The organism is Marinobacter sp., assembly GCF_040904845.1.
GTDB lineage: Bacteria > Pseudomonadota > Gammaproteobacteria > Pseudomonadales > Oleiphilaceae > Marinobacter.
On record NZ_JBBDSR010000098.1, the window covers coordinates 35,627 to 60,282 of the forward strand.

The window sequence follows — 24,656 nt, forward strand, 5'->3', positions numbered from 1 at the left end:
GGTTTTTGCTATGCCTGATGACGTTACCCCACAGCGTTTTTGCCCAGGACGACGTGCCACGAACCACGATTTACGTTGCCGGTCCAGAGAATAACCCAACACTGACTCAACACATGACCGGCCTGCTCGCAAAGGCCCTTGGCCAAGGCGTTAGCCTGCGGCCGTTCGAGAGCGGCCAGACCTCGCAGGATTCAGACAGCCTGGCAATCACCCTCGGGCCAGAGGCATTCACCCAAGTGCGCCAGGAAAGCCGCTCGGTGCCCATTCTGGCATTGATGGTCGATTCTGCTTTTATCGAAGGGTATTTCGGCCGCTCTGAAGGTCGTGTTGGGGCTGTGCTTTACAGTCCACCATTGATTCGCCAGGTCGCAGCCGGCAAGGCCATTCTCCCCCATGCCACTCATGTTGCCATGCTCGCAACGCCTGAAAGCGTCGAGCTCTATGAAGGCCTGATGGACCAGCTAGCCGATCTTGGCATGGAGGGACGAGTGTTTATTGTCAGCCAGAATGACAATCTCATTCCTACGCTGATCCGCGCGCTGGGGTACGGCGATTTTCTCCTGGCTGCGCCTGATAGTGACATTTATAACCCGCGAACCATCAAGCACGTTCTGCTGACCACCTACCGGCGCAACCGGATTGTTATTGGCCCCAGCCGGGCTTATGTCAGGGCTGGTGCCCTCGCCTCCAACTACGCACCTTTGAAGAACATCGCCGATGAAGCCGCGCAACAGGTGGCTGGGTACCAGCAAGCTGGGCGCTTCCCCGCCCCCAGCTACCCCGACACCTTCAAACTGGAGATTAACCGCCAGGTTGCCCGGTCACTGAATATTCCACTCCCGACCGAGGAAGAGCTACGAGCAGCCATTGAGTTGCGGCTCTCCAGTCTCAGGGAGAGCAATGATGAGTAGACCCGCTCCACTGGTCAGAAAACTGATGTTGCTGGGCGCAGCCCCCGCCTTTGTCATGTTTATTGTGCTCATGGTGTTTTTCACCTCGGCTCGGCTGGAAGACGCCCGCCGGGACCTTGCGGACAGCAGCCAGATGCTGGCCGACAGCCTTGCACCCGCCGTCGAATACGCCGTGGTGTCCGGCAACACACCGGCACTTCAGCAGGTTTTGTCGCAATCATTACGCCGTAGCCGTGCACTGTGGATACGGGTATCCGACGTCATGGGCGATGAAGTCGGTTTCGTGACCAGCTCTTCCGACCAAGTGACCGTCAACAGCAAAACTCTTCATATATTCGAGGCAGAGATACTGCAGCAGCCCCTGGACCTGAGAAGCAGCCAACAGACTGACTGGTTTGAACCAGATTACGGTTTTGGCGGTGGGGCTCTTAAAGTGGGCACCGTTCAGGTAGGCGTGAGCAAAGAGTACCTGGCGGCCCGGCGCAGCGACATCTTGTGGACATCAATGGTGGTGGGCATTGCCTTGCTGCTGTTCACCATGCTGATTGTCAACCGTACCCTTTCGGGCATTCTGTCGCCGATTCGCGGAATGTCCAGCCGCGTTAAGTTGCTCATGAACCGTGAATATCACCAGGTGCCTGCCAGTAATGAGCCCAATACTCAGGAAATTCAGGAACTGGACGAAAACCTCAATGCTTTGGCGAGCCACCTGAATAATCTCAAGGAATCCCGGGCGCAGACACTCGCGGCCTCGGAGAACGCGAGAAACAAGGCTGAGGAAGCCAACCAGGCCAAGTCCGAATTCCTGGCGGCGATGAGTCATGAACTACGCACGCCCCTCAACGGCGTACTCGGTATGATCGAACTGGTCAACGAAGAACCGCTGACCCCCAGACAGAAGGATTATCTGTTAACCGCCCGGCAATCCACGGAAGACCTGCTAACGGTGATAGGCGACATCCTCGATTACTCCCGCATTGATCGGGGCGCGCTTAACCTTGAAAACCGTGAGTTTGACGTTCGCCAGCTCATTACCAATTGCACCGCCAGTTACAAGCTGGTGGCTGAGGAACACGGCCTGACTCTTACCCTGACGTTCTACGGGGAGTGGCCATACAAAGCGTTCGCTGTGGGCGATGCGCCTCGCCTCAGGCAAATACTCGCAGGGCTGATCGACAACGCGGTGAAATTTACCGGTGCCGGCTACATCAACATTCAGGCTGGCTGGTTTGCTCTGGAAGACAACTGCATGGTACTGAATTGCTCCGTGAACGATTCCGGTTCAGGGATCCCCATCAACCGGCTGAGCAATATTTTCAATTCCTTTGAGCAGTTGGAAAGCGGGGACAATCGCGGTTATAACGGTACTGGCATGGGGTTATCGCTGGTCCAACGGCTGGTCGAACTGATGGGTGGCCACGTTCAGGTCGAGACAGATCTGGGCAAAGGTTCATCATTCCGGTTTGAGCTCCCGTTTGAACTCGGCATAGCGGTACCCCAGAGGCACCCTGCCGTCCATGAGCTTGCCGCTGCTCGGCTGGGTACTGTGTCACGAGCATTGGTGGTGGAAGACAACCCTGTCAACCAACGGGTCGCAACCGCCCTGCTCACCCGCCTGGGGTTTGAAACCGACGCCGCCAATAACGGCAAGGAAGCACTCGACCTCGTTCGCACCAACCACGCTGGTTACGATGTCATTCTGATGGACTGCCAGATGCCCCTGATGGACGGCTATGAAACCACGCGGTGTATTCGGGAGTGGGAGCAGAGCAACGGCCAGGGTGGTACGCCGATTATTGCATTGACTGCCGACGCCTTGCCCGGCACTGAGGCCAGTTGCCGCGACGCCGGCATGAATGATTACCTGACCAAACCCGTGCGCAAAGAAGGCCTGCGGGAGGTGCTCAGCCGCTGGATCAAGCTCTGACCCAGCAGCTGAGCGTCAGCAAGGCCGGGTCAGGCGACCGGCTCACGCATGGTGACGAATTCCTCTGCAGAGGTTGGGTGAATGCCGAGCGTGCTGTCGAACTGCGCCTTTGTAGCACCGGCTTTCAGGGCAACCGCCAGCCCCTGTGTGATTTCGCCGGCATCTGGCCCCACCATGTGAGCACCCAGCACTTTGTCTGTTTCCGTGTCCACCACCAGCTTCATCAGGCAACGCTCATCCCGGCCGCTGAGAGTATGTTTCATGGGCCGGAACTCAGACCGGTAAACACTGACGGTGTGCCCGGCCTGCCGGGCTTCCGCCTCGGTCAGGCCGACGGTTCCAATGTTCGGCTGGCAGAACACGGCCGTTGGAATGCAGCCGTAATCCATCTCGCCCTCGCCATCCCCAAACAGACGACGAGACAACACCATGCCCTGGCCAAGTGCTACCGGGGTCAGTTGGGGTGTACCAATGACATCGCCAAGGGCCGTAATGGAGGGCACTGCGGTCTGAAAATGCTCATCGACCACAACGTGACCCGCGGCACTGATCTGAACGCCCAACTCTTCCAGCCCAAGCCCGTCGATCAGTGCGCGACGCCCCGTAGCCGCCATGACCAGCCCGGTATTGATGTGGCTGCCATCGTTCAGAGTGACATCGTAATGAGTTCCGTCGTTTTCGACCGCCTCAATGGTGACGCCGAAACGGAGGTCGACACCCTTTTTGCGCATTTCCTGAGCGGTGAATTCGCGGATATCGTCATCAAAACCCCGTAGAAACAGCTCCCCTCGGTATAGCAGGGTGGTTTCAACCCCGAGGCCCGCGAGAATGCCAGCGAACTCCACGGCGATATAGCCTCCGCCCCATACGACAGCCTGACGCGGCAGTTGTGGCAGGTAAAACATCTCGTTGGAGGTGAGAATGCACTCTTTTCCGGGTACATCCGGAATAACCGGCCAGCTACCGGTGGCCACGGTGATGTGTTTCGCCGTGTAGCGTCGCTCGCCCACCTGTACCGTATGCTGGTCCGTCAGTGACGCGGTCCCTTCAATAATGGTGACCCCGGCATTCTCGAGCATTCTGCCGTATATACCGTTCAACCGATCAATTTCGGCGTTCTTGTTGGCCACCAGTGTCGGCCAGTCGAACCTTACCTGACCATGCGGCACGGACCAGCCATAACCCGCAGCATCGCCCAGATCCTCACCGACATGAGCACCGTATACGAACAGTTTCTTGGGCACACAGCCCACGTTGACACAGGTGCCACCGAGATAACGTGATTCCACGACGGCTACTCGCGCGCCACGCTGAGCGGACATTCGGGCCAGCCGCACGCCGCCGGAACCGGCACCAATGATGATCAGATCAAAATCCTGTTGGTCAGACACAGAGTCTCCTGACTGTAAAAAGTGATGACTTCAGCCGGGGACGGCGACCTGTTCTGCTGGCCGGACTTCCCGGAACAATACATGGTCCTCAAAATCCCCCAGGCGGATCTTGCCCAGGCTGCGGAACCCTTCGGATTCGTAAAACGGCAGATACCGGCTGTTTCCGGTGTCCAGAACCAGCCCGCTACCCCGTGGGTTCTCCGCACACAGACGCTCTACCGTCGATAACAGCAGACGCCCGTAGCCCTGGCTCTGGTAGCTCGGATTAACCCCCATCAACGGTAATTGATGCGCCAAAGGCTGGGGAAGCAACTGTTTGATTTTCTCATGGTAATCCAGGTAACGGCGCGTGCAGGCGAACCCGGCGGTGAGCACCATCCGGATGCGCCAACTGATCTGTTCCGCAAGGTTCAGCCGCAGTTCCGGCTCGCCAATAAACGCAACGGCCACCAGGGTATCGTCAACCATCACGCCGACCGATTCCTGGTTCAGACCGAGGTAAACATCGATCAACTCCCGTACGGTCGCCCTCACCCGTTGCTCATAACCCGACTTTCGATGATCAAACAGATACTGAAATGTGGGCTCTTTCAGGTACGCATGAAACAGTATCGAACGGGCCTCGTTCCTCGCACTTTCATCGAGGCGCACGACCACTGGCTCGGGGTTGTTGTTTTTGTCCTCGCCATCACTCATCCAGCTATCTCCAGTCAGATCGTAAGGGTCATCCGAACCGACACGATGCCCGGTTCGTCCTGTTTATCGAGAGCAACCTGATCAATGACCACGCCGTGGTTTAGGTTCAGGTCTTCAAGCCATGCGGCGACGTCGGCAAACGGCACATCCGAAAGCCATACCCGAATGGCCCCGTCTCCGCTGGGTTCAAAACGTTGCAATGACAGACCCGATTCGCCCGCACTGCGGGTTACCAGCGCCATCAACGCCCGGCCGTCCTCCGGCGCATTAGTGGCGGGGCTACCGCCGCCCTCACGGTTCGCCAAACGTTCAAGGCCGGAGCGGTTTGATTGCATATAGACCAGCAGTTCCTCGGCGCTTTCCCTGGAAGTCACCGCCTGGTCGTGAAAGCTCGCTACCGGGCTCCAGATCAGGAAGTACAAAACCCCAAGAAACACGGCAACCGAAAGCACCATAAGGGCTTGCTGGTCACGGCGAGGGAGCTGGTCATACTGAGCGACGAGTTTCTCAACCGCAGGCTGCTCTTTCAGCTTCGATAGCATTGCATCACCCTCCCGAGACCGTGAGGCGCCCACGGGCCCCATCGGATTCATTAACCACCGAGCCGATCTGCGCTTGCAGCCCCTGTTTGGTCAAACCACTGCGCAGTGCGCTCATACGGTCATAACTGTCAGCCCGAAGGTCGACCACCAGCTCACCACGGGAGCGGGTGTAATTGATGGAGTTAAAGCTCAGCGACTGGTTTTGCGGCACTTTGGCGTACTGGTCACCGGTGTATTTCATCAACGTGATGAAATCCGCTCCCGGCCCGCCTGACCCCATGGCACGCAGTTGCCCTTCGATGACCCTGCGCACGTTGCTGGCGTGAGTGCGGCGATCATTCGGAAACGCGTCTCGGTAGATCGCCATGGCTTGCGAACGGGTTTCATCCGCCTGTTGCTGCAAGTGATACCCCATACCTGCTTCAATGCCCAACTGCACGACAAACCACACACAGGCAACCGCAATCAGAGGCTTCCAGGCCAGCAATGGGCTTGCCTTGCCACTTGTCACACCAAAGCTGCCCTGGCAGAGGTTGATGGGCTGGCACAAATGGTGGTGATGGGCGTGAGCCAACAACTCCAGGGGCATCAGCTCAATGGTTTCCAGGCGCACTGCCAATCGACCTGCACCACGCAGGTCACTGATTGAAGATTGGTGCTGCTCCAGCTCCGGCTCAGTGCCGTATATAGTAACCGGAACTTCCGCGACCACATCCTCCGACGGCGGTGCGGCCATGGAATAGCCGAACATGCCCAGATTACTGGCCTGGATGCTCAGCCACTCGCCCCGATCACTGGTAAGCATCGCGTTGTCGCCATCCAGGCATATTGACCAGCCGCCATCGGTAAGCGGCAGCAAAGCGGCATCCGGGTAAATAGCCTCAAGGCGGAGGTGCTCCCACCCTCTGAATAGCTCGAGCCATCCAGCCATGCGCTCCCGATCAATAGCAGCTACCTGGAACCCGCTGTCAGATCGGCTCCCGAGAGCCAGGTGAACGGAGTCGATGTCCTGTGCTATCTGCTCTTCAACGGCATAAGGCAGCGCTTGCTGAATGAAGCGGGTCTGCTTGGCCGGAATGTCCGCCACGCAGAAAATGGCTTCATCACCGGGTACCAGCCCGATCAATAGCACGTTGTCCAGAGCGTTCTGGCTCAGCGTCTGCTCAATTGTCGCCCTGGGATCGGCCGTTCCGCGAGCCTGTGAGTCTCCGCTGGCGTCATGGAGTACCCAGTTATACAGCTGCGCCTCCGGGCTTTGATCCGGGTCGGCAAAAGGAGGCAGCGGCCTGACATAAAGTCGGTAAGACATGTCTATCCTTCTGAAATGGTGAAAGGCTCTTTGGTAATACGGTTCTTTTGGCCGGTGTCCCTGTGAACCGTCTGCACCTCACCCTCAGGGCTGCGGAATACGGTACTGACCAGGTTCGCCACGCGATCATCGTAGGTAATTCGTGAAACGACTTCAAAGAACCGGGTCTGCAGCCCCAGCCCGTTTGACTTGAGACCCAGGCCTGAAAACTCAGGCAGAGCGAGGAAATCCTGAAGGTTTTCGAATCGTTCCTCCTTCCTTTTCTCAAGAATAGACTCTGCCTGTGCCTGTGTCAGCTCCTCATGCAGGGAGCGCAAAACCGGGGCGCTGGCGGTGTTAACATTAATGCCCAGACCGCTGACCGGTAACGCGGCTACATGGGGCTGCAGTTGCCGGTAGATTTCCTCCGTCATCCCCTCCAGAAGTCGCAGTTCCGACACGCTGACAAAGGGTTGATTCGCCGCCCGGAACGAAGGGTCGGCCATCAGGTACTGGCCATCTTCCGCACCATAAGCGCTGACCGTCTGGTCATCGGGATCAACCCAGTCTACCAGCGTATCAACCGATAACGCGGAAATGCCCAGCGCCATCAGCAACCGGGTCAGCCGGTCCCGGGTAAGCGGATCAACCTGACCATTGGCGGACACGAGATCGTTGAGATTGATGCGCCCGCCCAGGTCGTCGATCTGAACCTCGGCCACGCCATTGTCATCCAGAGGGAGAATGGCGGCATTGGCGGCCCAGAACTCGTCGAGGCTGTCGACCATGACATTGTCTTCTTTATCTTTTTCGAAGTCCTTAACCAGAATCTGACGCGCAAACGCTTCCGCGCCCAAGGCAACGGCCTGACCCTGCTGTTGCGCCAGGTAGTGCCCGGCGCGGAAAACCCGAACGCTTTGCTGTTGCGTCATGCCTGTGGCGAGCATAACGATCAGAGCCATGGCAAGAAGCACCATAATCAATGCCACACCCTGCTGGCGATGACGGATCATTGGGCGTCATCCTCTTCCTGTTCATCCGTATCCGTCTCAGCCCCCGCTTCATTAACGGCATTCACCATACCCTGGGCACCGCTGCCATCGAAATTAGGCAAAGCAAAGGTACGGGCGAGTTCGCCGAACTGCTCGTGTTCCAGCGTTATCTCAATGCCAATGGGCATGGGTATCTCCGGGCGGGAACCTGGGCTGAGGTTGGCCATGGCCTCTTCGGTTGGCCAACCGTCTGACCAGTTGCGATCGGAATCGAGAAAACGAACCTCGAAGGACGTCACGTCAGGCAGCACGAGCAGGTCCCGGCTGTTGTCTTCCTGGGCCTGATCAACGGTGAGCCAATGTCTGCGCCTGAGCTCCTCACCGGTATATTCCCATCCGGCACGTTGCAGCGAGCTACGGCGGGTTCCCAGCGGGTTACGCCACCCCTGCCGGGTGAGGATCAGTTCGAATTCATCTTCGCGGCTGGTCAACGCCGGTTGAAAATCACCGTACATATCCCGAACGGGCCGGTTAACGAGTTGTGTCAGGTCGCGCTCGAGCAGCAGCATGGTGCGCTGAACCTGATCAAACGCATCCGCCGCTTCATTCACCCGATCCCGGGACAACACAACACTGCTGATCACCTGCCACACACCGAGGCCTATCACCGCAGTGATCGTGACAGCGATCAGCACTTCCATCAGCGTAAAGCCCTTCTGGGACATCAGTTCTCTCCGAGGAACGCTGACAGTGTATGAACGGGAAGCGGTTCACTGCCGTCTTCCCGAAAGCGGGCAACCGTCACCTCGACCCGGCGCATGGTAGGTTCCTCTGTGGCGAGCACCGCCGTGGTAACCTGCCAGCGAAAAGGCCCGTAGTCCATGTCATCGGAATTCTCGGAGATAGCCGGCAACGCCTCGTCAAGCCGCAATTCATTGATCCGGTTACCGGCAATCCAGGCGGCCAGGGTTTTATCCCGAACACGCTCATAGCTTCCGATATACTGACTGCCAACTTCTGCAGCCGCTGTTGCTATCAGGCCAAACACCAGCAGCGCCACCAGCACTTCGATGAGCGTGAAGCCGCGGTTTCGATTCATTCGTCGTCCCCGTCACCACCAGGTTTTCGCCACTCCATGGGAGACAAACCATCAGACGCCAGGACGTGCATGTGTGAACTGTCGTCACCAATGGTGAATTCAAGTTCAAAAGGGGTTGTTTCGCCGCTTGAAAAAAACACAATATCGGGGCGCAACTCATCTTCTTTCGAGGCAAGGCGCGGCGTGTCGCTTTCAATGTATTCGGTCAGTACCAGCCATTCCGGGTAGCTTCGCTCACGGAACATACGCTCCGCCGGCTCGGTCCATTCGTTTGCCTGCTCGTCAAACATCACAAACCGGTAACCCTCACTCTCGAGCACATACCCCAGTTCGATGTTGTTCAACACCGCCTGCTCCGACGCTGTCTGCATCATCAGAAACGTTTCCCGCACGTGGTTTTCCATCTCACGTTGCTGGGAGCCGCCACCAAGGTTCATCACCGCCAATGCCGCCAGGAGCCCAACCACAACAAGGACCACCAGTATTTCGATGAGCGTGAAGCCTGAGGCTGTTGTTCGATTACCCACCTGTCATCAGTCCCGGGCTTTCCAGACACTGATATCGGCCGCATCGCCATCGCCGCCTTCCTGGTTGTCAGAACCAAGGGAATAAAGGTCGTAAGGGCCTTCCGTGCCGGGGCTGACGTATTCGTATTCCGCATTCCAGGGATCTTCCGGAACGTTTTTGAGGTAACCGTCCGGGTTCCAGTTCCTGGGCTCCGGGCTACCGCTGGGTTTATCGACCAGCGCTTCCAGACCTTGCTGAGTGGACGGATAATGGCTGTTATCCAGCCTATACAGATCCAGCGCATTGGCGATGTTGCTCAACTGGGTTTCCGCCACCGTCACTTTCGCCTGGTCACTGCGGCCCATAATGTTCGGCGCAACGATCGCCACCAGGAGGCCCAGAATAACCATGACAACCATGATTTCGATCAGGGTAAAGCCGCTCACCTTCTGTTTAGCCGTCAGAGCTCGATTCGTTTGAGGGGGCATTGCTGTATGGGTCATTTGAAGAACTCTCTTTCCAGTGTCGTCGGGATAAGGTTTCAGGTCAGCCGACCAGATTACTCATATTGAGAATTGGCAGCATGATGGCCAGCACGATGATCAGAACCACCGCGCCCATGAACAACAGCATCATCGGCTCAAACAAACCAACGATGGCCGCAATTTGTGATTGCAGGGTGTTTTCCTGCATTTTCGCAGTGCGCTCCAGCATGCTATCCAGCTCACCACTGGACTCGCCGCTGGCGATCATGTGCAACATCATCGGCGGGAAATACCCGGATTGGTCCAATGCCCGGTGCAAGGACCCGCCCTCGCTCACTTTTCGCGCCGCATCACGCAATGACTGCCGCAGGTAATCGTTTGACAGCACTTCCCCGGCAATCCGCATGGCATCCACCAGCGGCACACCGCTGGTGGTCAGGATGCTGAGGGTGCTGGCGTAACGGGCGGTATTAACGCCCCGCACCATTCCGGAAAACAGCGGCATATGCAGTAACGCACGATGAAACTTCAGCCGGAACGCCGGTTTGCGCAGGGCAACCCGGAACGCAACGATACCGACCACCAACAATATGAAGAGGTAGACACCAAAACTGCCCAAAAATTCCGACACCGCGAGCATGGCCACCGTCAGGCCCGGCAGGTCCTGCCCCTGCCTGACGAACACTTCGATGATGTCCGGAACCACGTAGGTCAACAGGAACACCACAATCGCGATGGCCACGATGCTCAGAATGATCGGATAAATGGCCGCAAGCTGGATTTTCTGCCGCGATTCCTGGCGGGCCTCGGTGTAATCCGCCAGCCGGTTTAATACCAGGTCGAGATGGCCGGCGTGTTCCCCAGCCGCGACCGTCGACCGGTAAAGCCGGGGAAACGCCCTGGGGAATTCACCAAGGCTATCCGCCAGACTGTACCCCTCCATCACCTTGGCACGAATCGCGATCAGCATGCTGCGAAGCCGGGGCTTGCTTGACTGCTGAGCCGCGGCGGACAGAGCCTGTTCCACTGGGATACCAGACTGGATAAGCGTCGACAATTGGCGGGTAACCAGCGCCAGATCCGCGGCGGCCAGACTGCCACGGCTGCTCAACGGGTTGCTGCTACGGGCCTGCTTCTCGGCGGCTGGCTCAACCGCCAGTGGTGTAAGGCCGCGTTCCCTGAGCTGCTGCCTGACGGCGCGGGGGGCATCCGCCTCGACCACACCCTGTTTCTGCTTGCCCCGGGCATCCAGCGCTTTGTATTCGAATGCAGGCATGGCGCTATTGGCTCCGGTGGGTTACGCGAAGAACTTCTTCTACCGTCGTTACGCCATCCATAATTTTGTTAACACCGTCTGCGTGAATGCTTGGGCCCGACAGCCGCGCTTCGTGCTCAAGGTCCAGCTCCCCTGCCCGTTTGTGGATCAGTGCACTGATCTCTCGGGTTATCTCGACGACTTCATAAATACCGATGCGCCCCCGATATCCCAGGTGATTGCAGTGGTCACAACCCGTGGCACGGAAAATCATTGGCGGGTTGTCTTTATCAAGCTGGAGAAACTCGCAGTGTTCGGCGGTCGGAACGTAGGACTCCCGGCACTCGATGCACAGCTTGCGAACCAGTCTCTGGGCAACAATGCCCACCAGACTGGATGAAATCAGGAACGGCTCAATGCCCATATCCATAAGGCGGGTAATGGCACCAACCGCCGTGTTGGTGTGCAGTGTCGATAGCACCAGGTGCCCTGTCAGACTGGCCTGCACGGCAATCTCAGCGGTTTCCAGGTCACGGATCTCGCCGATCATCACCACATCCGGGTCCTGCCGCAAAATCGCCCGGAGTCCCCGCGCGAAGGTCATATCCACTTTGGTGTTGACCTGGGTCTGGCCGATGCCCGGCAGGTTGTACTCGATCGGGTCCTCAACCGTCAGGATGTTGCGTGTCCGGTCGTTGATTTCCAGCAAAGAGGCATAAAGCGTGGTGGATTTACCGGAGCCGGTCGGGCCGGTCACCAGCAAAATGCCGTACGGGCGGTAAATCAGCTTGCGTAATACATCCAGGTCCCGGCCTTCCATCCCCAGCGATTCGAGGCGGATGTTGCCGGCCTGTTTATCCAGCAGACGCAACACCACCCGCTCCCCGCTTGAGGAGGGCATGGTGGATACCCGGATGTCTACCTCACGGCCAGCCACCCGCAACGCGATACGCCCGTCCTGAGGCACACGCTTTTCGGCAATATCCAGTTTCGCCATGACCTTGATGCGTGACACCAGCAGCGGTGCCAGAGCCCGCTTCGGCTGAACCACTTCCCGCAAAACGCCATCCACCCGGAACCGGACCACAAGCCGTTTCTCATAGGTCTCGATATGAACGTCCGAGGCGTTGGTTTTGACCGCTTCGGTCAGGATGGCGTTGATCAGACGAATAATCGGCGCATCGTCTTCCTGCTCGAGCAGATCTTCGGTTTCCGGCACGGAATCAGCCAGGGAGGCCAGATCCATATCATCACCAATGCCCTCGACCATTTGCATGGCTTCGGCAGAATCATTCTGATAGGCCGCGTTCAGGGCCGCGTCGAAATGATCCGGGGCGACGGTAGAAAAACGCGCCCGGCCGCCACTGATACGGTTCGCTTCTGCGAGGGCGGAATGCCCTGCCCCCGGACGAACGAGAATGACCGGATCGCCGCCGTCATCACGGGTCAGGATAACGCCGTTGCGCTTGGCAAAGGCGAACGGAAGACGGCCCAGCGGAGCATCCTGCGGCTGTAGTTCGTGATCTGTGTTCAAGGTCGTCCTCGTTTTGTTGCCAGGTACGGGAAAATTGTCTCCGTAAACCCTTTTTATTCAATCGATTCAGGCAGGCTACCACAGGTTTTGGAACCGCTGAATAACTCTATACACTATACTGCCATTTAAGCACTGCAGTCTGATAACCTGTGGTCTTTTCACAAGGCCGACAACTCACAGCCGGAACACCCAATGCCTTTGAACGACACTCGCATCCCCCTGCTTCTGGCTGCCATCGCCGCAGCGGCCATGATTGGACTAACCGCCTGGCAAGGTTACAGTTTTTGGCAAGCAGAAGGTCAGAAATCGCAACAGGCAAGCAACGGCCCCACCGATGCGGCGGCCGTTGGGGATGAACAGGGCCCGCCGGATGTAGAACTGGCCTCACTTGACCTGTTCGGCAAAGCAGGAGAAAGCACCGGCCCAACGGACATTGATACCGAGAACCTTCCCGAAACCAACCTTCGCCTGTTCCTGCGCGGCGTGCTGGCGGCGGACGGTGAATTCCCCGGCAGTGCTCTGATTGAGGATGAAAAAAGTAAAACCGAAGCCTACCTGGTAGGGGACGAACTGCCTGGCAACGCGGAACTCCGGTCGGTCCATGCGAACCGCGTGATCATCGCGCGTGACGGCAAGCTCGAAAACCTGTATTTCCCCGAAGTCGACAACCGCGAAGGCGTCGATTTCGCCGCCAACACCAACGGTGATGATGAAACCTCACCGGCTGCCCAGGAGTCCCCGAACGCCTCACCCGAAACCTCCGCCCCCGCTAACGATGACCAGCGCCGCGAAGAAATCCGACGCCGGCTTGAACAACTCCGCGAACGCCTGCGGAACAATAACAGCTAAGCCTGATGATGGAGACGGCAGCCCGCCCATTCCCCCGCTGCACCGTCCTGCTTGGGTTGATCATACTGGTGACCACCGTTACCGCGTTCGAGCTGAGCGACCGCCTCATGGACTACGTTCGCGAAGAATTCGGTAGTGAGGCCTACGGACGCCTCGAAAACTGGGAAAACCTCCATCGGTTGGCATCGAGAGCGCCCGTCGATCGACAACTTCAACTGGTCAACGCCTTCTTTAACCGGGCGCGCTTTGTTAGCGACATCGAGCACTGGGGCGAGGAAGACTACTGGGCCACTCCCGTGGAGCTGTTGACCACCAACGGAGGCGATTGCGAAGATTTTTCAATCGCCAAGTATCTCACCCTCAAATCCATGGGCGTTCCTGACGAGCAAATGCGCATCGTGTACGTCAAAGCGCTGGAACTGAATCAGGCCCACATGGTTCTCGCCTGGTACCCGGAACCCGACGCCGATCCGCTGATTCTCGATAATCTGATCAACGAGATCAAACCTGCATCCCAGCGCCAGGACCTGGAACCTGTCTACAGCTTCAACGGTGAGGGCCTGTGGCTCAACCAACCCGGCGGCCAGCAAGAGCGCATCGGCGAACCTGAAGGGCTCGAGCGCTGGCAGGACGTCAACAGTCGCCTGATCGACGCTATGCGCTAATGACCTTCGGGCTGACCGGCCATTACTCCACCGAAGTGATGATCTATCGGTGTTTGTCGCATTTTCACTATTTAAAGCTATAATGTGAAAGGTATACATCGAAATCGGAGTTGCTATGACCGTTGCATCCCACGCCCGGCCCGACATCAACGATAAAGCGTTGCTTGGCAAAGCCCTGCTGAATGCCGGCAAAGCATTGGGCCTTACCCAAACGGACGTAGCGGAGATTGTCGGTCGCAATCGAACCGGCCTGCTGCGGGACGGCATCGATCCAACCAGCAAAGCAGGCGAACTGGCCCTGTTGTTTATTCGCCTCTATCGCAGTGTTTACGCCCTGGTAGGTGGAGACCAGGAAGCCATGAGGCACTGGCTCTGTACAGAAAACCGTTACTTCGGGGCGGTGCCCCGCGATCTGGTCAAATCGGCGGAAGGGCTGGTACGGGTGAACTATTACCTTGACGCCATGCGGGGCAAGATTTGAGCGTCGCGGACCGCATCGAGTCTTGCATCACGGTGGTTCAGGGTACTATCTATCGCGTGGTGGAGTCCCAGGAAGAGATTGCCACCACCGCACTGGTGGACAACATCCAGCAGCAGATGAGGCTCGAAGAGTTACTTGAACGCAGCAAGCCAAGGCGACCCGAAGACACGGAAGACCTCCATTACCTGCTGGCCACACCCTTCCGTTACCCTCCGCTGAAATTTGGCTCCCGTTTTGGCCGGCCCTTCGAGAAAAGCCTCTTTTACGGGGCCATGGCTATTAATACAGCGCTTGCCGAGGCGGCGTTCTACCGTTTCGTTTTTATCAACGACATGGTTTCGCCCTACCCCAGGCCCCTCAAAACCCTGCACACCCTGTTTGCCACCAGGATGCGCACCGGTCGAGGCATTCGCTTGCAGGACAACGCCTGGGAAGATCTCCACGAAGAGCTTACCGATCCCGCCAGTTACGACGCCTGCCAACAGGTGGGGACCGCCATGCGGGAAGCCGGAATCGAGGGTTTTCAGTTCCTGTCGGCACGGGCTCGGCAAGCTGGCCTATACCGGCTGCCTTACTCACCGGCAACGGGGACGGAAGGCGTTAACGCCGCCTTGTTTTCCCCACGCGCGCTGAAGGACAGTAAACCGCGAAATCGCTATCGCCTGATCATAATGGCGGACCCGACCACTGTCACTATGAGCCTGACAAACGAGGATGGACAGAAAACAGCTTCGGCGTTCGCCCTCGACACGTTCATGGTGGGTGGCAAGTTGCCGCTCCCTGCGAGTTAAGAATATGCCCCGCCCTCGCATGACGCCGGTATCAGCGCGCCAATTTGAGCACCCGGTCAAGCATGGGATCCCGGCCCGATTCCCTGCCCCTGCGGCTGAGAAACGGCAGGCGAATGTGCGGCGGAATGCCGATATCTTCGTAGGTCTCACCATCATAGGCCCGGTATACCTCGTTCGACAGGGTCAGGTGCCAGCCGTTGGGCAGGTGCCGTTCGAGGGTGTCGGACAGAATGCCCAAGGTAGGATCGCCAATAAGCGTCAAGCGGGGATGCTGCAGCAGTCCAAGCACGAAGATTTCCGCGGCGCTGGCGGTGAGTTCGCTGGTCAATACAAACAGATTGCCGCCGTAGGTGTCCCCGGTCGCGGGGGTGATATACACCGCTTGTTGTCCCGTTAACCCGTCCCCCTGCCGGGCAGATTTGGTAAACGCCAGGCGTTTGCGGTCCATCAGGTAGGAGGCAAAACAGAGGGCTACGCCATCGTAGCCGCCACCGTTGCCCCGCACGTCCACGACCAGGCTGGGCAGGCTGCCCAGTTCAGCCAATACCTGTTGCATCACGGCATGGGTAGCGGCGAGGTCGTCCGCTGGGTGCCCCACTTTGCCGCTTTGCCCCGCCATGGCACGGACATTGAGGTAACCGGTGGTCTGGTTCAGGTGCCCCCACTCCACCATGTGATTGCAGCCATGACGGACCTGGCCGCCGAGATAATCCAAGTGGATCACCTCGCGCAACCAGTCCCTGAGCTCTCGCAGATAGCTGGTGGTTTCCCGGTGTTCACCGGCCTCCTCGAGCTCGGCATCAAGTCGTTTGTAGAGTGCCGGCAGCGCACCTGCGTTGTAGTGCCCCCAGGGAGTGTCCAGCCGGACATGGCCATCCCTGAGCGGGCGCAGCATGGCGGCGAGGGTGGCGTACAGCACTTCCGGCTCGCTGTCGGACGTAATCCTGGGACGAAACCGCAGGTATATCTGGTACCAGTCCACCTCCTTGAGGGGGAACAGCGCGTACTGTTCCGCAAAGGTGTGCCAGAACACCTCGAAGTTATACTCCGGATCCTCCTTGTCCCGGCCGTGCGGGTCGGCGAGGGTGTCGGGCAGCGCCTGCAGGCGACGGAAACCAACGCGCGTCACCCCCGTTGCCCGGCGGGCGCTGAACGCCTTCTGGCCGGGCGATACCTTAAGGTCCTCGTACCTGTGGCCCAGCTCGTCGAGCGGCCCGGTGTGGAGCCTCAGGCAACTGATGGCAGTTTCCTCAAAGAAGGTGTACTCGTCATCTTCGATCAGCAGAACCTTGCCGTAGCCTCGCGACCGCCAGGCACCTTGCAGGCGGTCAAAGCCCGGGGTGGAAGAAGAATGCCTGGTCTGGCCGGTGGCTGCCATGAAGAGGGTCTCCCCTTTGCTCAACGCTCCGCCAAAGCTTTGATCTGATTGATCGAGTGACGCTCGGTTGCTGGCGCGGCTTCCAACAGCCGGCGGGACCATGCCACGGCGGACTCGGTATCACCGCTGGCACTGGCCGCTCGGGCGGCCCCTTCCAGGGTGTTGTAGCGTTGCGGCCAGGTGCGATCGGAATTCTCATACGCCACCAGAGCTTCCCCCGGGCGATTCTGTGCACGCAGCAGGTCGCCAAGCGACTCATAGGGAGGAAGCAGGGCACCCGGTGTGACCGGATGTTTCTCGGCCGTCGCTTCCAGCTCCCCCGCTGAACGCATCAGCTCAATGGCCCTCTCGGGTTTGTCTTCCGCCTGTGCAATCCAGCCGGCAAGAATCCGGCGATCCACTTCAAGGTAGGTCGAGAACCGTTGATCGGCAGCGGAACTGGCACTTTCCACCAGTGCCGCTAACCGCTGCTCCGCCTCGCGGGCGGTGTCCAGATCACTGGTGTGAACAGCACCCAGTCCACGTGCAAACCAGCTCAGGCCATCCGGCCAGGGAAACTGGTCCCAGCTGATGTATTCTACAGCACGAGGGGTTATGGCAGCCGCCGCCTTCCAGTCCCGGGATTCAACCGCCAACCGTGCGGGAATGGAGGCCAGGTGGTAGGCCCCGGGGAAATTCCCTTCGTGAGGCCCATTAGCCTGAGCGGTTTCCCAAACGCCCCTTGCCGCACTGTCCTCTCCACGCTGGAGATGACCATAAACCAGATAATCCAGGGCGTGGATGTAGTGGAACGAGGTAGCGCCATCGACCTTGTGATCAACCGCAATATCGGCAGACCGGCGATTCCAGTCAATCATCCGTGGCCAGTCGCCAAGCCGAACATAAATGTGTGAGGGCATATGCAAGGCATGGGGTACATTGGGGGCGATCTCCCCATAGGACTCCACAATCTCAAGGGCATTGCCTGAACGGCCATCGGCATCCGTAGCGTGAATGGTGTAATGCACAGCCCCCGGATGAGTGGGCGTGGTTTCCCAGGCTTTACGCAGAATTCCCTCCGCTTCGTTATGCAGCGCTTTACGGTCGTCGGCGGACAGTGCGAGGGTCAGGCGAGACAGCGCGTACAGTGTCGAAACGTCGAGATCTTCGGGAAAGGCCTGATAAGCCTTGTCCATGCCCTTGATCCACCCGGCCAGACGCTCCCTGAGCTGATCGGTATCAGGGTCGAAGAAGGCGGCGGTGGCGTCAATCAGCAACTGTTCCCGCTGATTTTCGACATTGTCACGAGCATTCTGGATTGCCTGGCGACCCCGGGCAATGTCGCCAGCACTCGGGGTAGTGCCCCACAGCGGCTGGAACAGGGTCGTGGCTTCGCCCCAGTGAGCCATAGCACAGCCCGGGGCGGTCTTGGCAATGGCCTCAAACTCGGCACGAGCCTGGGTGTACATCATGTGATGCATCATTCCCAGAGCGTGATCAACATCAGCGCGTACATTTTTATCACAGTCCGCATTGAAATCGACGCTACCGATGGCGTCCTGGTAGGCCATGGCGGGAAGACAGGAGAAACTCAGGGCAGCAGTAAGCATTGCAAAGCGCAAAGTCGTGTTCATGACAGGACTCCAGTCGGCCGTTTTGCTGGTGAAGCTGGCACGAAACACACCAGTCGGCCACTGAAAACAAACTGCCAGCAACTGGCCCTACATGCTCAGCTGATAACTTTTAAGCTACTCCTGTCAAAGTTGTTTGGCGAGCAGTATTTATGTCTCAGTAGTCGTTGCCTTCACCAAAAGGATAAATGATATAAACTGGTTGCTAACACTGATCGCGTCTGCTGTGCTCCGCGTTGAGGCTGGATGGTAATCCTCAAAGTATAGTTCCTTTGCCTCTGCATCGTTGACTCCAGAACCACATCATCTTGCTTTTGATTAGGTCAGAACGTTCATTTCGCCTACGCCGTCCGTAATCCTGAAATCGCCATATTTAACTTATGTTATTTCTGCACGCCGCCAGGTGCGCGTATGTTGCAAATCAGGAGGATTGATCAATGGAACAGATCGCTCGCGCTCGCCAACCAGCTGAACGTTTCCCTGTAGTCACCCTTAAAGCCGTAAACCAGAGCGACCTTGTCGCCATTTCTATTGTGGCATTGAGTCCGATGCTTATCGCATCGCCCCACCCGGATGACGAGACCCTGGGCTGCGGAGGGCTGATCGCGCGCTGCGCCGCGCTGGGTTGTGCCGTCGCCGTGCTGGCCATGACTCGTGGCGAAGCTTCCCATCCCGGCGATACAGATTGGCAGGCGAGGCTTGGGGGTATCCGCGAGCGCGAACAGCGAAACGCGCTGAAGGTTCTGGGGCTGACCGATCCGGACATCATCCGGCTGGCGCTTCCGGATGGCGGGCTGGAGCACCTCGAGCCTGAGCAGTCTTCACAACTTCGTGATTGCATTCTGAGGGTAATGCAGTCTCGCAGCATCAGAACGGTGTTTGTACCGGCCATCGATGATTGTCATGCCGACCACCGCATGACCGCGAGACTGCTGGCAAACGTCGTCGTGGACCATCCGGTCGGGCATTTTTTCAGTTATCAGATCTGGCCACCCGAGGAGCGTCCACCCCGGGTTTCAGCCAATGAGTGTAAATATACCCATGATATTTCGGATCTGGTTGCCCTGAAGCGGGAGGCAATTTATCAGCATCGCTCCCAACTCGGCGTCATCGACCCGGCCCACGCCGAAGGTTTTCGAATGCCCGAAGTGCTGTTGAAAGCCAAGCTGCAAGACGCTGAATCGTTTGCCCTGATCCGCGATATTGCTGCGTGGAATGAATGCCACCCGCGCTACTCATAATGTCACTGATGCCGGGCTGCGCGCCCATTTGGAAGAAAGGAGGCAAGCCAATGGGAAGGTTCCGCACAGGTCGCGGAGTGATCATGCACATCGCGCTTCAGGGTTGCCTGAAGTCCGGGTCCATTCCCTATGGTCGCACCGCCGACACCGGTGGCCATATCCGCTACCTCCTGGAGCTGGTGGAGGCGCTCTCCCAACGTCCTGAAATTTCTCATCAGATCGTAGTTACCCGGGCCTTCGATGCCCCGCATCTTGGCCCTGAATACGCGCGCCTCGAGGAACCGCTGGGGCAAAACGCCACACTCTGGCGTTGCCGGGGGGCGTCGTCGGAATACCTACCCAAGGAAGCCTTATGGCGGGAACTGCCTCCCATGGTGGATTCGCTGATGGCGAGGATGCGTCGGGAAGGGGTGCACCCGGACCTCATCCATGCCCACTATGCGGATGCCGGCGTAATGGCCATGCGGTTAAAAGCGGCATTCGGTATCCCATATGTATTCACAGCGCACTCTCTGGGAGCTCCCAAGTCAAAACATGTACCCCGCGAGCGGGTGGTCCCTGCGGAGCTGAGGCGGAGAATACGTTTCGAGGAGCTGGTCCTGAAAAATGCCGACGGCGTGATCGCCAGTTCCGAGCATGAAGCGCGGGTTCAGTACGGCATGTACCGCCACCACGATCTGCACAAAACCCAGGTTAATCCCCCTGGCTGTGACGTGAACAGCTTCCGTAAACCGGCATCTCCCGAGACGATCAGCCAGGTTGATGCGGAGCTCCGACGGTTTCTGCGTCATCCTGACCGCCCCTGCCTGCTGGCCATCGCGCGGCCGGTGGAGAAGAAGAATTTGTGCGCCCTGGTGAAGGCTTATGGCGAAAACTCCAGGCTTCGTGAACAGGCCAATCTGGTTATCTACGCCGGGACCCGAAGGAACATCGACACCCGGGAAACTGAAGCGCGCCAGGTGTGGGATCGGCTCATACAGCTGATTGACGAGTACGACCTGTATGGCGATGTTGCGTATCCCAAACACCACGAATTCGAACAGGTCCCCGCTATCTACCAGTGGGCAGCAAAACGCCACGGAGTATTCGTGAACGCGGCCCTCAACGAACCCTTCGGCCTGACCTTGCTCGAGGCTGCAGCCGCGGGTATGCCGGTGGTTGCGACTCGCGAAGGCGGGCCCGTGGATATTATCCATCGCTGCCAGCACGGGCTGCTGGTTCCGCCTACGGACATTCAGGCCATAGCCAACGCCTGTCAGCACCTGCTCGAGGACGGCCTGGCGTGGAAGCGTTACAGCGCCTGCGGGCACCGCAACGTGGACTTCTACAGCTGGTCGCGCCACGCCGGCCAATACCTGCGGGATACGGGCTTCTTATCCCACCAGATCTACCCGCAAGACAAGGAATTCCAATTCGCTCCGGGTCTGCTTGCCACCGATATGGATGGCACATTGCTCGGCCACCGTGACGGACTGGAACAATTGAAGAACTGGCTCCGCCAGAATCCCCATTGCCTGTTCGTCATTGCAACCGGACGCTCGTTACGTGACGCGTTGAGAGAGCTGGAAACCTGGGGTGCACCCCGCCCGGATATTCTGGTTGCGGACGTGGGGTCTTCCGTTTATCAGTTCGACGACTCCGGCAAGCCCCGGCCCATGAAAGACTGGCAACGGCAGCTTACGGGGGACTGGCACAGGGCTCGCTGCCAGCGGTTGCTTGATGACCACCCCGCGCTGGTGCAACAGCCAGGTCGTGCCCAGTCCCGCTTCAAGCTCAGCTATTTCATCCGCCAATCCCGACTTGTGAATATGGGCCTGACCGCACGGGGCCTGGTCAATGAGCTTGAGCAATCGATGGCGATGGCTGGACACGCAGCTCGCCTGGTCTGTTCTCACGGTAACCTGCTCGATGTACTGCCGTTGCACAGCGGCAAAGCACTTGCTGTGGACTTCATTCGCAACCAGTACGGTATCGAACATCCGGAGGTAGTCACCGCAGGAGACTCTGGTAATGACCTGGACCTCCTGCGCCACGCCGCCTTTGGCATCGCCGTCGCAAACCACACGGATGAACTTAACGCCTTGTGTGGATACAGGAACATCTACTGGGCGCGGGCCGCGGGTGCCGCCGGCATCATGGAAGGCCTACGTTACCGGCGCTGTGCCACCGAGGTACAGGCACCCTTGCCTCAACCCTTGCCTCAACCCCTCCCTTCACCCCTGACTTCGCTGGACGGGGTCACGGAAATAAAAGCGGGAGCCTGACATGTCCTCACAGCAAACTCCGGCGAATATGACCGACCTCTCCCGGCGACCGGTCGGCTATTTCGTGCACCATCAGGGCCACGGCCATGCCAAGCGTTGTCTTGCGATCACGCAGGCGTTACGCCCGCGGCCGGTTACGATCTTCTGTGCCAGACCGGAGATATTCCCGAGCCTGCCCGACAACGCCGAGGTGATACAGATACCGGACTTCCATGGCAAGCAGGCGCGATCCGAACAACTGCATAGGGAGCCGGCTTGCCTCGCCCTGGATTGCGCACCGGTGGGTGTCTCGGCGATTCGCGGAACCGGCGGCATCATCGCAGCGTGGCTGGCACGGGAAGATCCTGCCCTGTTTGTGGTAGATGTCTCGGCGGAACTGGCGCTGCTTGGCCGGATCTGCAGTGTGCCGGTGGTCAAGATCCGTATGCATGGTGATCGTGGAGACGCTGCCCATCAGGCCGCCTATTCCGCCTGCGCGGCCATGCTGGCACCCTACAGCGAGGCGCTGGAGCAGGCGGACTGGCCTGACCGCTTCCGCAAGCGCACCTTTTATACCGGAGGCCTGATCGATACCCGCGCACCCGTTCCGGACAGGACTGCGGCCCGTCAGACACTGGGCCTGCCCGCGGATCAGAAAATTTTTGTGGTTGTGGCCGGCAACGGGGGCGTTGGCATTCCCGTAGCGCCGGTTACCCTTGCCGCACGGGCCTACCCGGATGCGCTCTGGCTGATGGTGGGTAAAACCGTGCGCTACGGCCACGAGACCGATTTCTCGAATCTGGTCAACGTCGGCTGGGTCGATTACGTCAACGACTACCTCGCCGCTGCCGACCTGGTCATTGCAACGCCAGGCGACACCCTGACCCACGAAATCGCGCGAGTCGGGCGGCCCCTGATCTGTATCCCCGAGTGGTGCTATTACGACGAGCAGGCATGCAAAGGCCAGGCGTTAGCGGCCCACAATCTGGCGGCTTATTCGCCCAGATGGCCTGCCAGTTTTGCGCAATGGCGTGCCCTGGTAGACAAAGCCAATCAGTGCGATATATCGGGGCAGCGTGAGCTGGTGGATAACCAGGCTGCGAAACGCGCCGCCGACTTTCTGGAGGATCTGATCCAGCGCCTTTGGCAGCACAGTGCAGCGGATGAGTTGATGGAGACGTCCTCTAATAGCAGGCTTAAGCCGGTGCGGGCACCTTTGCCGCGTACTTACGGCGGCGTTGAAGGACCTCTGCCCCATGACGTCTGAGCTTCCATCTACGATCAACACTCGCCCAGGTCGTCCTATTGTGGCAAGCGTACTGACGTTGGTGCGCCATCGCCAGTTGCACCTTGATGCGCTGGTTGCAGGCCTGAGCCGGCAGACCTGTCTGGATATCGAACTGGTGGTCGCCAGTATGCAACCCTCGCCACCGACAATCTCCCCACGGGTGCCTTTTCCGGTCCACGTTGTTGACGTACCCGGGTCCAGGCTTCCGCTGGCTGCGGCCAGAAACGCAGCCGCGGCAAGGGCCCGGGCAGAGCGCCTGATCTTTCTCGATGTCGACTGTATTCCCTCCCCCACCCTCGTAGCGAGCTTTATAGACCAACTGGACGCCTCGGGCCGTTGTCTTCTGGGTGAAGTACGTTACCTACCCGGCAGCCTCGCCCGGGCCGATATAACCGGTGCCACATTCAGCGACCTGCTGACCCACGCCAGGCAGCATCCGGCCCGCCCTCCGGTGCCGGGCGAAGGATGGATCGCTGAGCGCGAGACCCGTGCTCTGTGGGGGCTGTCATTTGCCTTGACCCGCCAGCAATACCAGGCTGTGGGCGGCATGGACGAGACCTACATTGGTTATGGTGGCGAAGAGACCGATTTCGCTGAGCAGCTGGCTGTGGACGGCATTCGCCTGGGGTGGTGCGGGAACGCGATGGCCGTGCATCAGTATCATCCGGTACACACGCCGCCCCTGGACAAGTTCGAGGACATTCTCGGTAATGCCCGCCGCTTTTACCACAAATGGGGCAACTGGTGCATGGAGTACTGGCTGGCGTATTTCGTAGCCCAAGAGTTGATCGCATGGTCCCCGGACGCGGCTGATATTCGAGTCATTCGACGGCCCACAAACGATGAAATCCAGGCCTGTCGCCAGCCGCCGGAGGTGGCTTTCGCATGACCGCACCTCACCAACCGCCCAGACCGGACACCTCGCCGGAATTTTTTGAACGTCTTTATCAGCGCGCTGAAGACCCTTGGGACTTCCGTCACTCCAATTACGAACGGGAGCGCTACGCCGCTATCGTCGCGCGCCTCAATGACAGGCAGTACCGGTCAGCGTTTGAACCAGGGTGCGCCATTGGTGAGCTTACGGCTATGCTGGCACCGCTCTGCCAGTCCCTGGAGGCGATCGATTTCTCCGCCTCGGCCATCAAGACAGCCAGGCACAGGTGCCGTGATTACCCCCAGGTCCACGCCCATCAAGGTGCCCTACCGGAAGGTGTGCCGAAACAGCCCTGCGACCTCATCGTGTTTTCAGAGATCGGCTACTACTTCACCCCCCATAAACTGGAAACCCTGGTGGTCCTGCTCTGGTCAAAGCTGGAACCGGGTGGGCGTCTGATCGCCTGCCATTGGCTGGGTCACTCTGACGACCACCGGCTTCATGGTACGGAGGTGCACGACATTCTGGCTCGTGTTCTGGGCAGCCCGGGCGAACTGGAGAGTCCTGGGGAGGGTTATGCGCTACAGCGCTGGAGTAAGTGAGGAGGAT

General features: G+C 58.7%; 24 protein-coding genes. 11 read left to right on the top strand and 13 right to left on the bottom strand.

All coding sequences use genetic code 11. The features are described 5' to 3' along the window. The first annotated feature begins 17 nt into the window (after window positions 1-17). The gene (locus WD429_RS12440) at window positions 18-911 is read left to right on the top strand and encodes an ABC transporter substrate-binding protein (RefSeq protein ID WP_368422500.1); all 894 of its coding nucleotides are present in this window, start codon (window positions 18-20) and stop codon (window positions 909-911) included. After that, window positions 904-2,838 (top strand): ATP-binding protein, encoded by a 1,935-nt coding sequence (locus WD429_RS12445; RefSeq protein WP_368422501.1) that lies wholly within the window; start codon window positions 904-906, stop codon window positions 2,836-2,838. Before WD429_RS12440 ends, WD429_RS12445 begins: the two co-directional genes overlap by 8 nt. 29 nt (window positions 2,839-2,867) lie before the next feature. On the opposite strand, the gene gorA is transcribed toward WD429_RS12445, so the two are convergent. Genes gorA through gspE form a run of 11 tightly spaced genes read right to left on the bottom strand, consistent with a single transcriptional unit; the run spans window position 2,868 to window position 12,627 of the window. Then, on the bottom strand, window positions 2,868-4,229 hold the full coding sequence (gene gorA / locus WD429_RS12450) for a glutathione-disulfide reductase (RefSeq protein ID WP_368422502.1): 1,362 nt from the start codon (window positions 4,227-4,229) through the stop codon (window positions 2,868-2,870). Window positions 4,230-4,259: 30 nt separating this feature from the next. After that, the gene (locus tag WD429_RS12455) at window positions 4,260-4,925 is read right to left on the bottom strand and encodes a GNAT family N-acetyltransferase (protein WP_368422503.1); all 666 of its coding nucleotides are present in this window, start codon (window positions 4,923-4,925) and stop codon (window positions 4,260-4,262) included. 14 nt (window positions 4,926-4,939) lie between these two features. Beyond that, the gene (gene gspM / locus WD429_RS12460) at window positions 4,940-5,467 is read right to left on the bottom strand and encodes a type II secretion system protein GspM (RefSeq protein ID WP_368422504.1); all 528 of its coding nucleotides are present in this window, start codon (window positions 5,465-5,467) and stop codon (window positions 4,940-4,942) included. A 4-nt stretch (window positions 5,468-5,471) separates the two neighbouring features. Beyond that, entirely contained in the window at window positions 5,472-6,776 is a 1,305-nt protein-coding gene (gene gspL, locus WD429_RS12465) for a type II secretion system protein GspL (protein WP_368422505.1), read from the bottom strand. Between the two features lie 2 nt (window positions 6,777-6,778). Next, a complete protein-coding gene (gene gspK / locus WD429_RS12470) occupies window positions 6,779-7,768 on the bottom strand; it encodes a type II secretion system minor pseudopilin GspK (RefSeq protein WP_368422506.1) in 990 nt (329 codons plus the stop codon). After that, window positions 7,765-8,472, bottom strand: coding sequence for a type II secretion system minor pseudopilin GspJ (gene gspJ, locus WD429_RS12475; protein WP_368422507.1), 708 nt, complete (start codon window positions 8,470-8,472; stop codon window positions 7,765-7,767). The genes gspK and gspJ overlap by 4 nt, the downstream gene beginning before the upstream one ends. Continuing rightward, window positions 8,472-8,846, bottom strand: coding sequence for a type II secretion system minor pseudopilin GspI (gene gspI, locus WD429_RS12480; RefSeq protein WP_368422508.1), 375 nt, complete (start codon window positions 8,844-8,846; stop codon window positions 8,472-8,474). Before gspI ends, gspJ begins: the two co-directional genes overlap by 1 nt. Beyond that, on the bottom strand, window positions 8,843-9,373 hold the full coding sequence (gspH, locus tag WD429_RS12485) for a type II secretion system minor pseudopilin GspH (protein WP_368422509.1): 531 nt from the start codon (window positions 9,371-9,373) through the stop codon (window positions 8,843-8,845). Before gspH ends, gspI begins: the two co-directional genes overlap by 4 nt. A gap of 6 nt (window positions 9,374-9,379) precedes the next feature. Continuing rightward, a complete protein-coding gene (gene gspG, locus WD429_RS12490) occupies window positions 9,380-9,841 on the bottom strand; it encodes a type II secretion system major pseudopilin GspG (protein ID WP_368422538.1) in 462 nt (153 codons plus the stop codon). 58 nt (window positions 9,842-9,899) lie between these two features. Beyond that, a complete protein-coding gene (gene gspF, locus WD429_RS12495; RefSeq protein WP_368422510.1) occupies window positions 9,900-11,114 on the bottom strand; it encodes a type II secretion system inner membrane protein GspF in 1,215 nt (404 codons plus the stop codon). Window positions 11,115-11,118: 4 nt separating this feature from the next. Then, window positions 11,119-12,627: a type II secretion system ATPase GspE gene (gspE, locus tag WD429_RS12500; RefSeq protein ID WP_368422511.1), complete on the bottom strand. Its 1,509-nt coding sequence runs from the start codon at window positions 12,625-12,627 to the stop codon at window positions 11,119-11,121. A 192-nt stretch (window positions 12,628-12,819) separates the two neighbouring features. Between gspE and WD429_RS12505 the strand changes: the two genes are divergently transcribed. The 4 genes from WD429_RS12505 to WD429_RS12520 all read left to right on the top strand — a co-directional run bounded on the left by WD429_RS12505 (window position 12,820) and on the right by WD429_RS12520 (window position 15,413). Continuing rightward, window positions 12,820-13,476, top strand: coding sequence for a type II secretion system protein N (locus tag WD429_RS12505; protein ID WP_368422512.1), 657 nt, complete (start codon window positions 12,820-12,822; stop codon window positions 13,474-13,476). Between the two features lie 8 nt (window positions 13,477-13,484). After that, entirely contained in the window at window positions 13,485-14,141 is a 657-nt protein-coding gene (locus WD429_RS12510) for a transglutaminase-like cysteine peptidase (RefSeq protein ID WP_368422539.1), read from the top strand. Window positions 14,142-14,256: 115 nt separating this feature from the next. Further along, window positions 14,257-14,622 carry an antitoxin Xre/MbcA/ParS toxin-binding domain-containing protein gene (locus WD429_RS12515; RefSeq protein ID WP_368422513.1) on the top strand — a complete coding sequence of 122 codons (366 nt, stop codon included), beginning with the start codon at window positions 14,257-14,259 and terminating at the stop codon, window positions 14,620-14,622. Further along, entirely contained in the window at window positions 14,619-15,413 is a 795-nt protein-coding gene (locus WD429_RS12520; RefSeq protein ID WP_368422514.1) for an RES family NAD+ phosphorylase, read from the top strand. The genes WD429_RS12515 and WD429_RS12520 overlap by 4 nt, the downstream gene beginning before the upstream one ends. 31 nt (window positions 15,414-15,444) lie before the next feature. Here the strand turns inward: WD429_RS12520 and WD429_RS12525 are convergent, their stop codons facing one another. Beyond that, complete coding sequence (locus WD429_RS12525; RefSeq protein WP_368422515.1) at window positions 15,445-16,791, bottom strand: S41 family peptidase; 1,347 nt, start codon at window positions 16,789-16,791, stop codon at window positions 15,445-15,447. A gap of 20 nt (window positions 16,792-16,811) precedes the next feature. Continuing rightward, window positions 16,812-18,404, bottom strand: coding sequence for a hypothetical protein (locus tag WD429_RS12530; RefSeq protein ID WP_368422516.1), 1,593 nt, complete (start codon window positions 18,402-18,404; stop codon window positions 16,812-16,814). A 434-nt stretch (window positions 18,405-18,838) separates the two neighbouring features. On the opposite strand from WD429_RS12530, the gene WD429_RS12535 reads away from it, so the two are divergent. The 5 genes from WD429_RS12535 to WD429_RS12555 all read left to right on the top strand — a co-directional run bounded on the left by WD429_RS12535 (window position 18,839) and on the right by WD429_RS12555 (window position 24,649). After that, the gene (locus tag WD429_RS12535; RefSeq protein ID WP_368422517.1) at window positions 18,839-19,642 is read left to right on the top strand and encodes a PIG-L deacetylase family protein; all 804 of its coding nucleotides are present in this window, start codon (window positions 18,839-18,841) and stop codon (window positions 19,640-19,642) included. 83 nt (window positions 19,643-19,725) lie between these two features. After that, entirely contained in the window at window positions 19,726-21,906 is a 2,181-nt protein-coding gene (locus WD429_RS12540) for an HAD-IIB family hydrolase (protein ID WP_368422518.1), read from the top strand. 1 nt (window position 21,907) lies between these two features. Continuing rightward, complete coding sequence (locus tag WD429_RS12545) at window positions 21,908-23,152, top strand: hypothetical protein (RefSeq protein WP_368422519.1); 1,245 nt, start codon at window positions 21,908-21,910, stop codon at window positions 23,150-23,152. Continuing rightward, window positions 23,142-24,062, top strand: a complete 921-nt coding sequence (locus WD429_RS12550; RefSeq protein ID WP_368422520.1) for a galactosyltransferase-related protein — start codon at window positions 23,142-23,144, stop codon at window positions 24,060-24,062. The genes WD429_RS12545 and WD429_RS12550 overlap by 11 nt, the downstream gene beginning before the upstream one ends. Then, window positions 24,059-24,649 (top strand): SAM-dependent methyltransferase, encoded by a 591-nt coding sequence (locus WD429_RS12555; RefSeq protein ID WP_368422521.1) that lies wholly within the window; start codon window positions 24,059-24,061, stop codon window positions 24,647-24,649. The genes WD429_RS12550 and WD429_RS12555 overlap by 4 nt, the downstream gene beginning before the upstream one ends. Window positions 24,650-24,656: the final 7 nt, after the last annotated feature.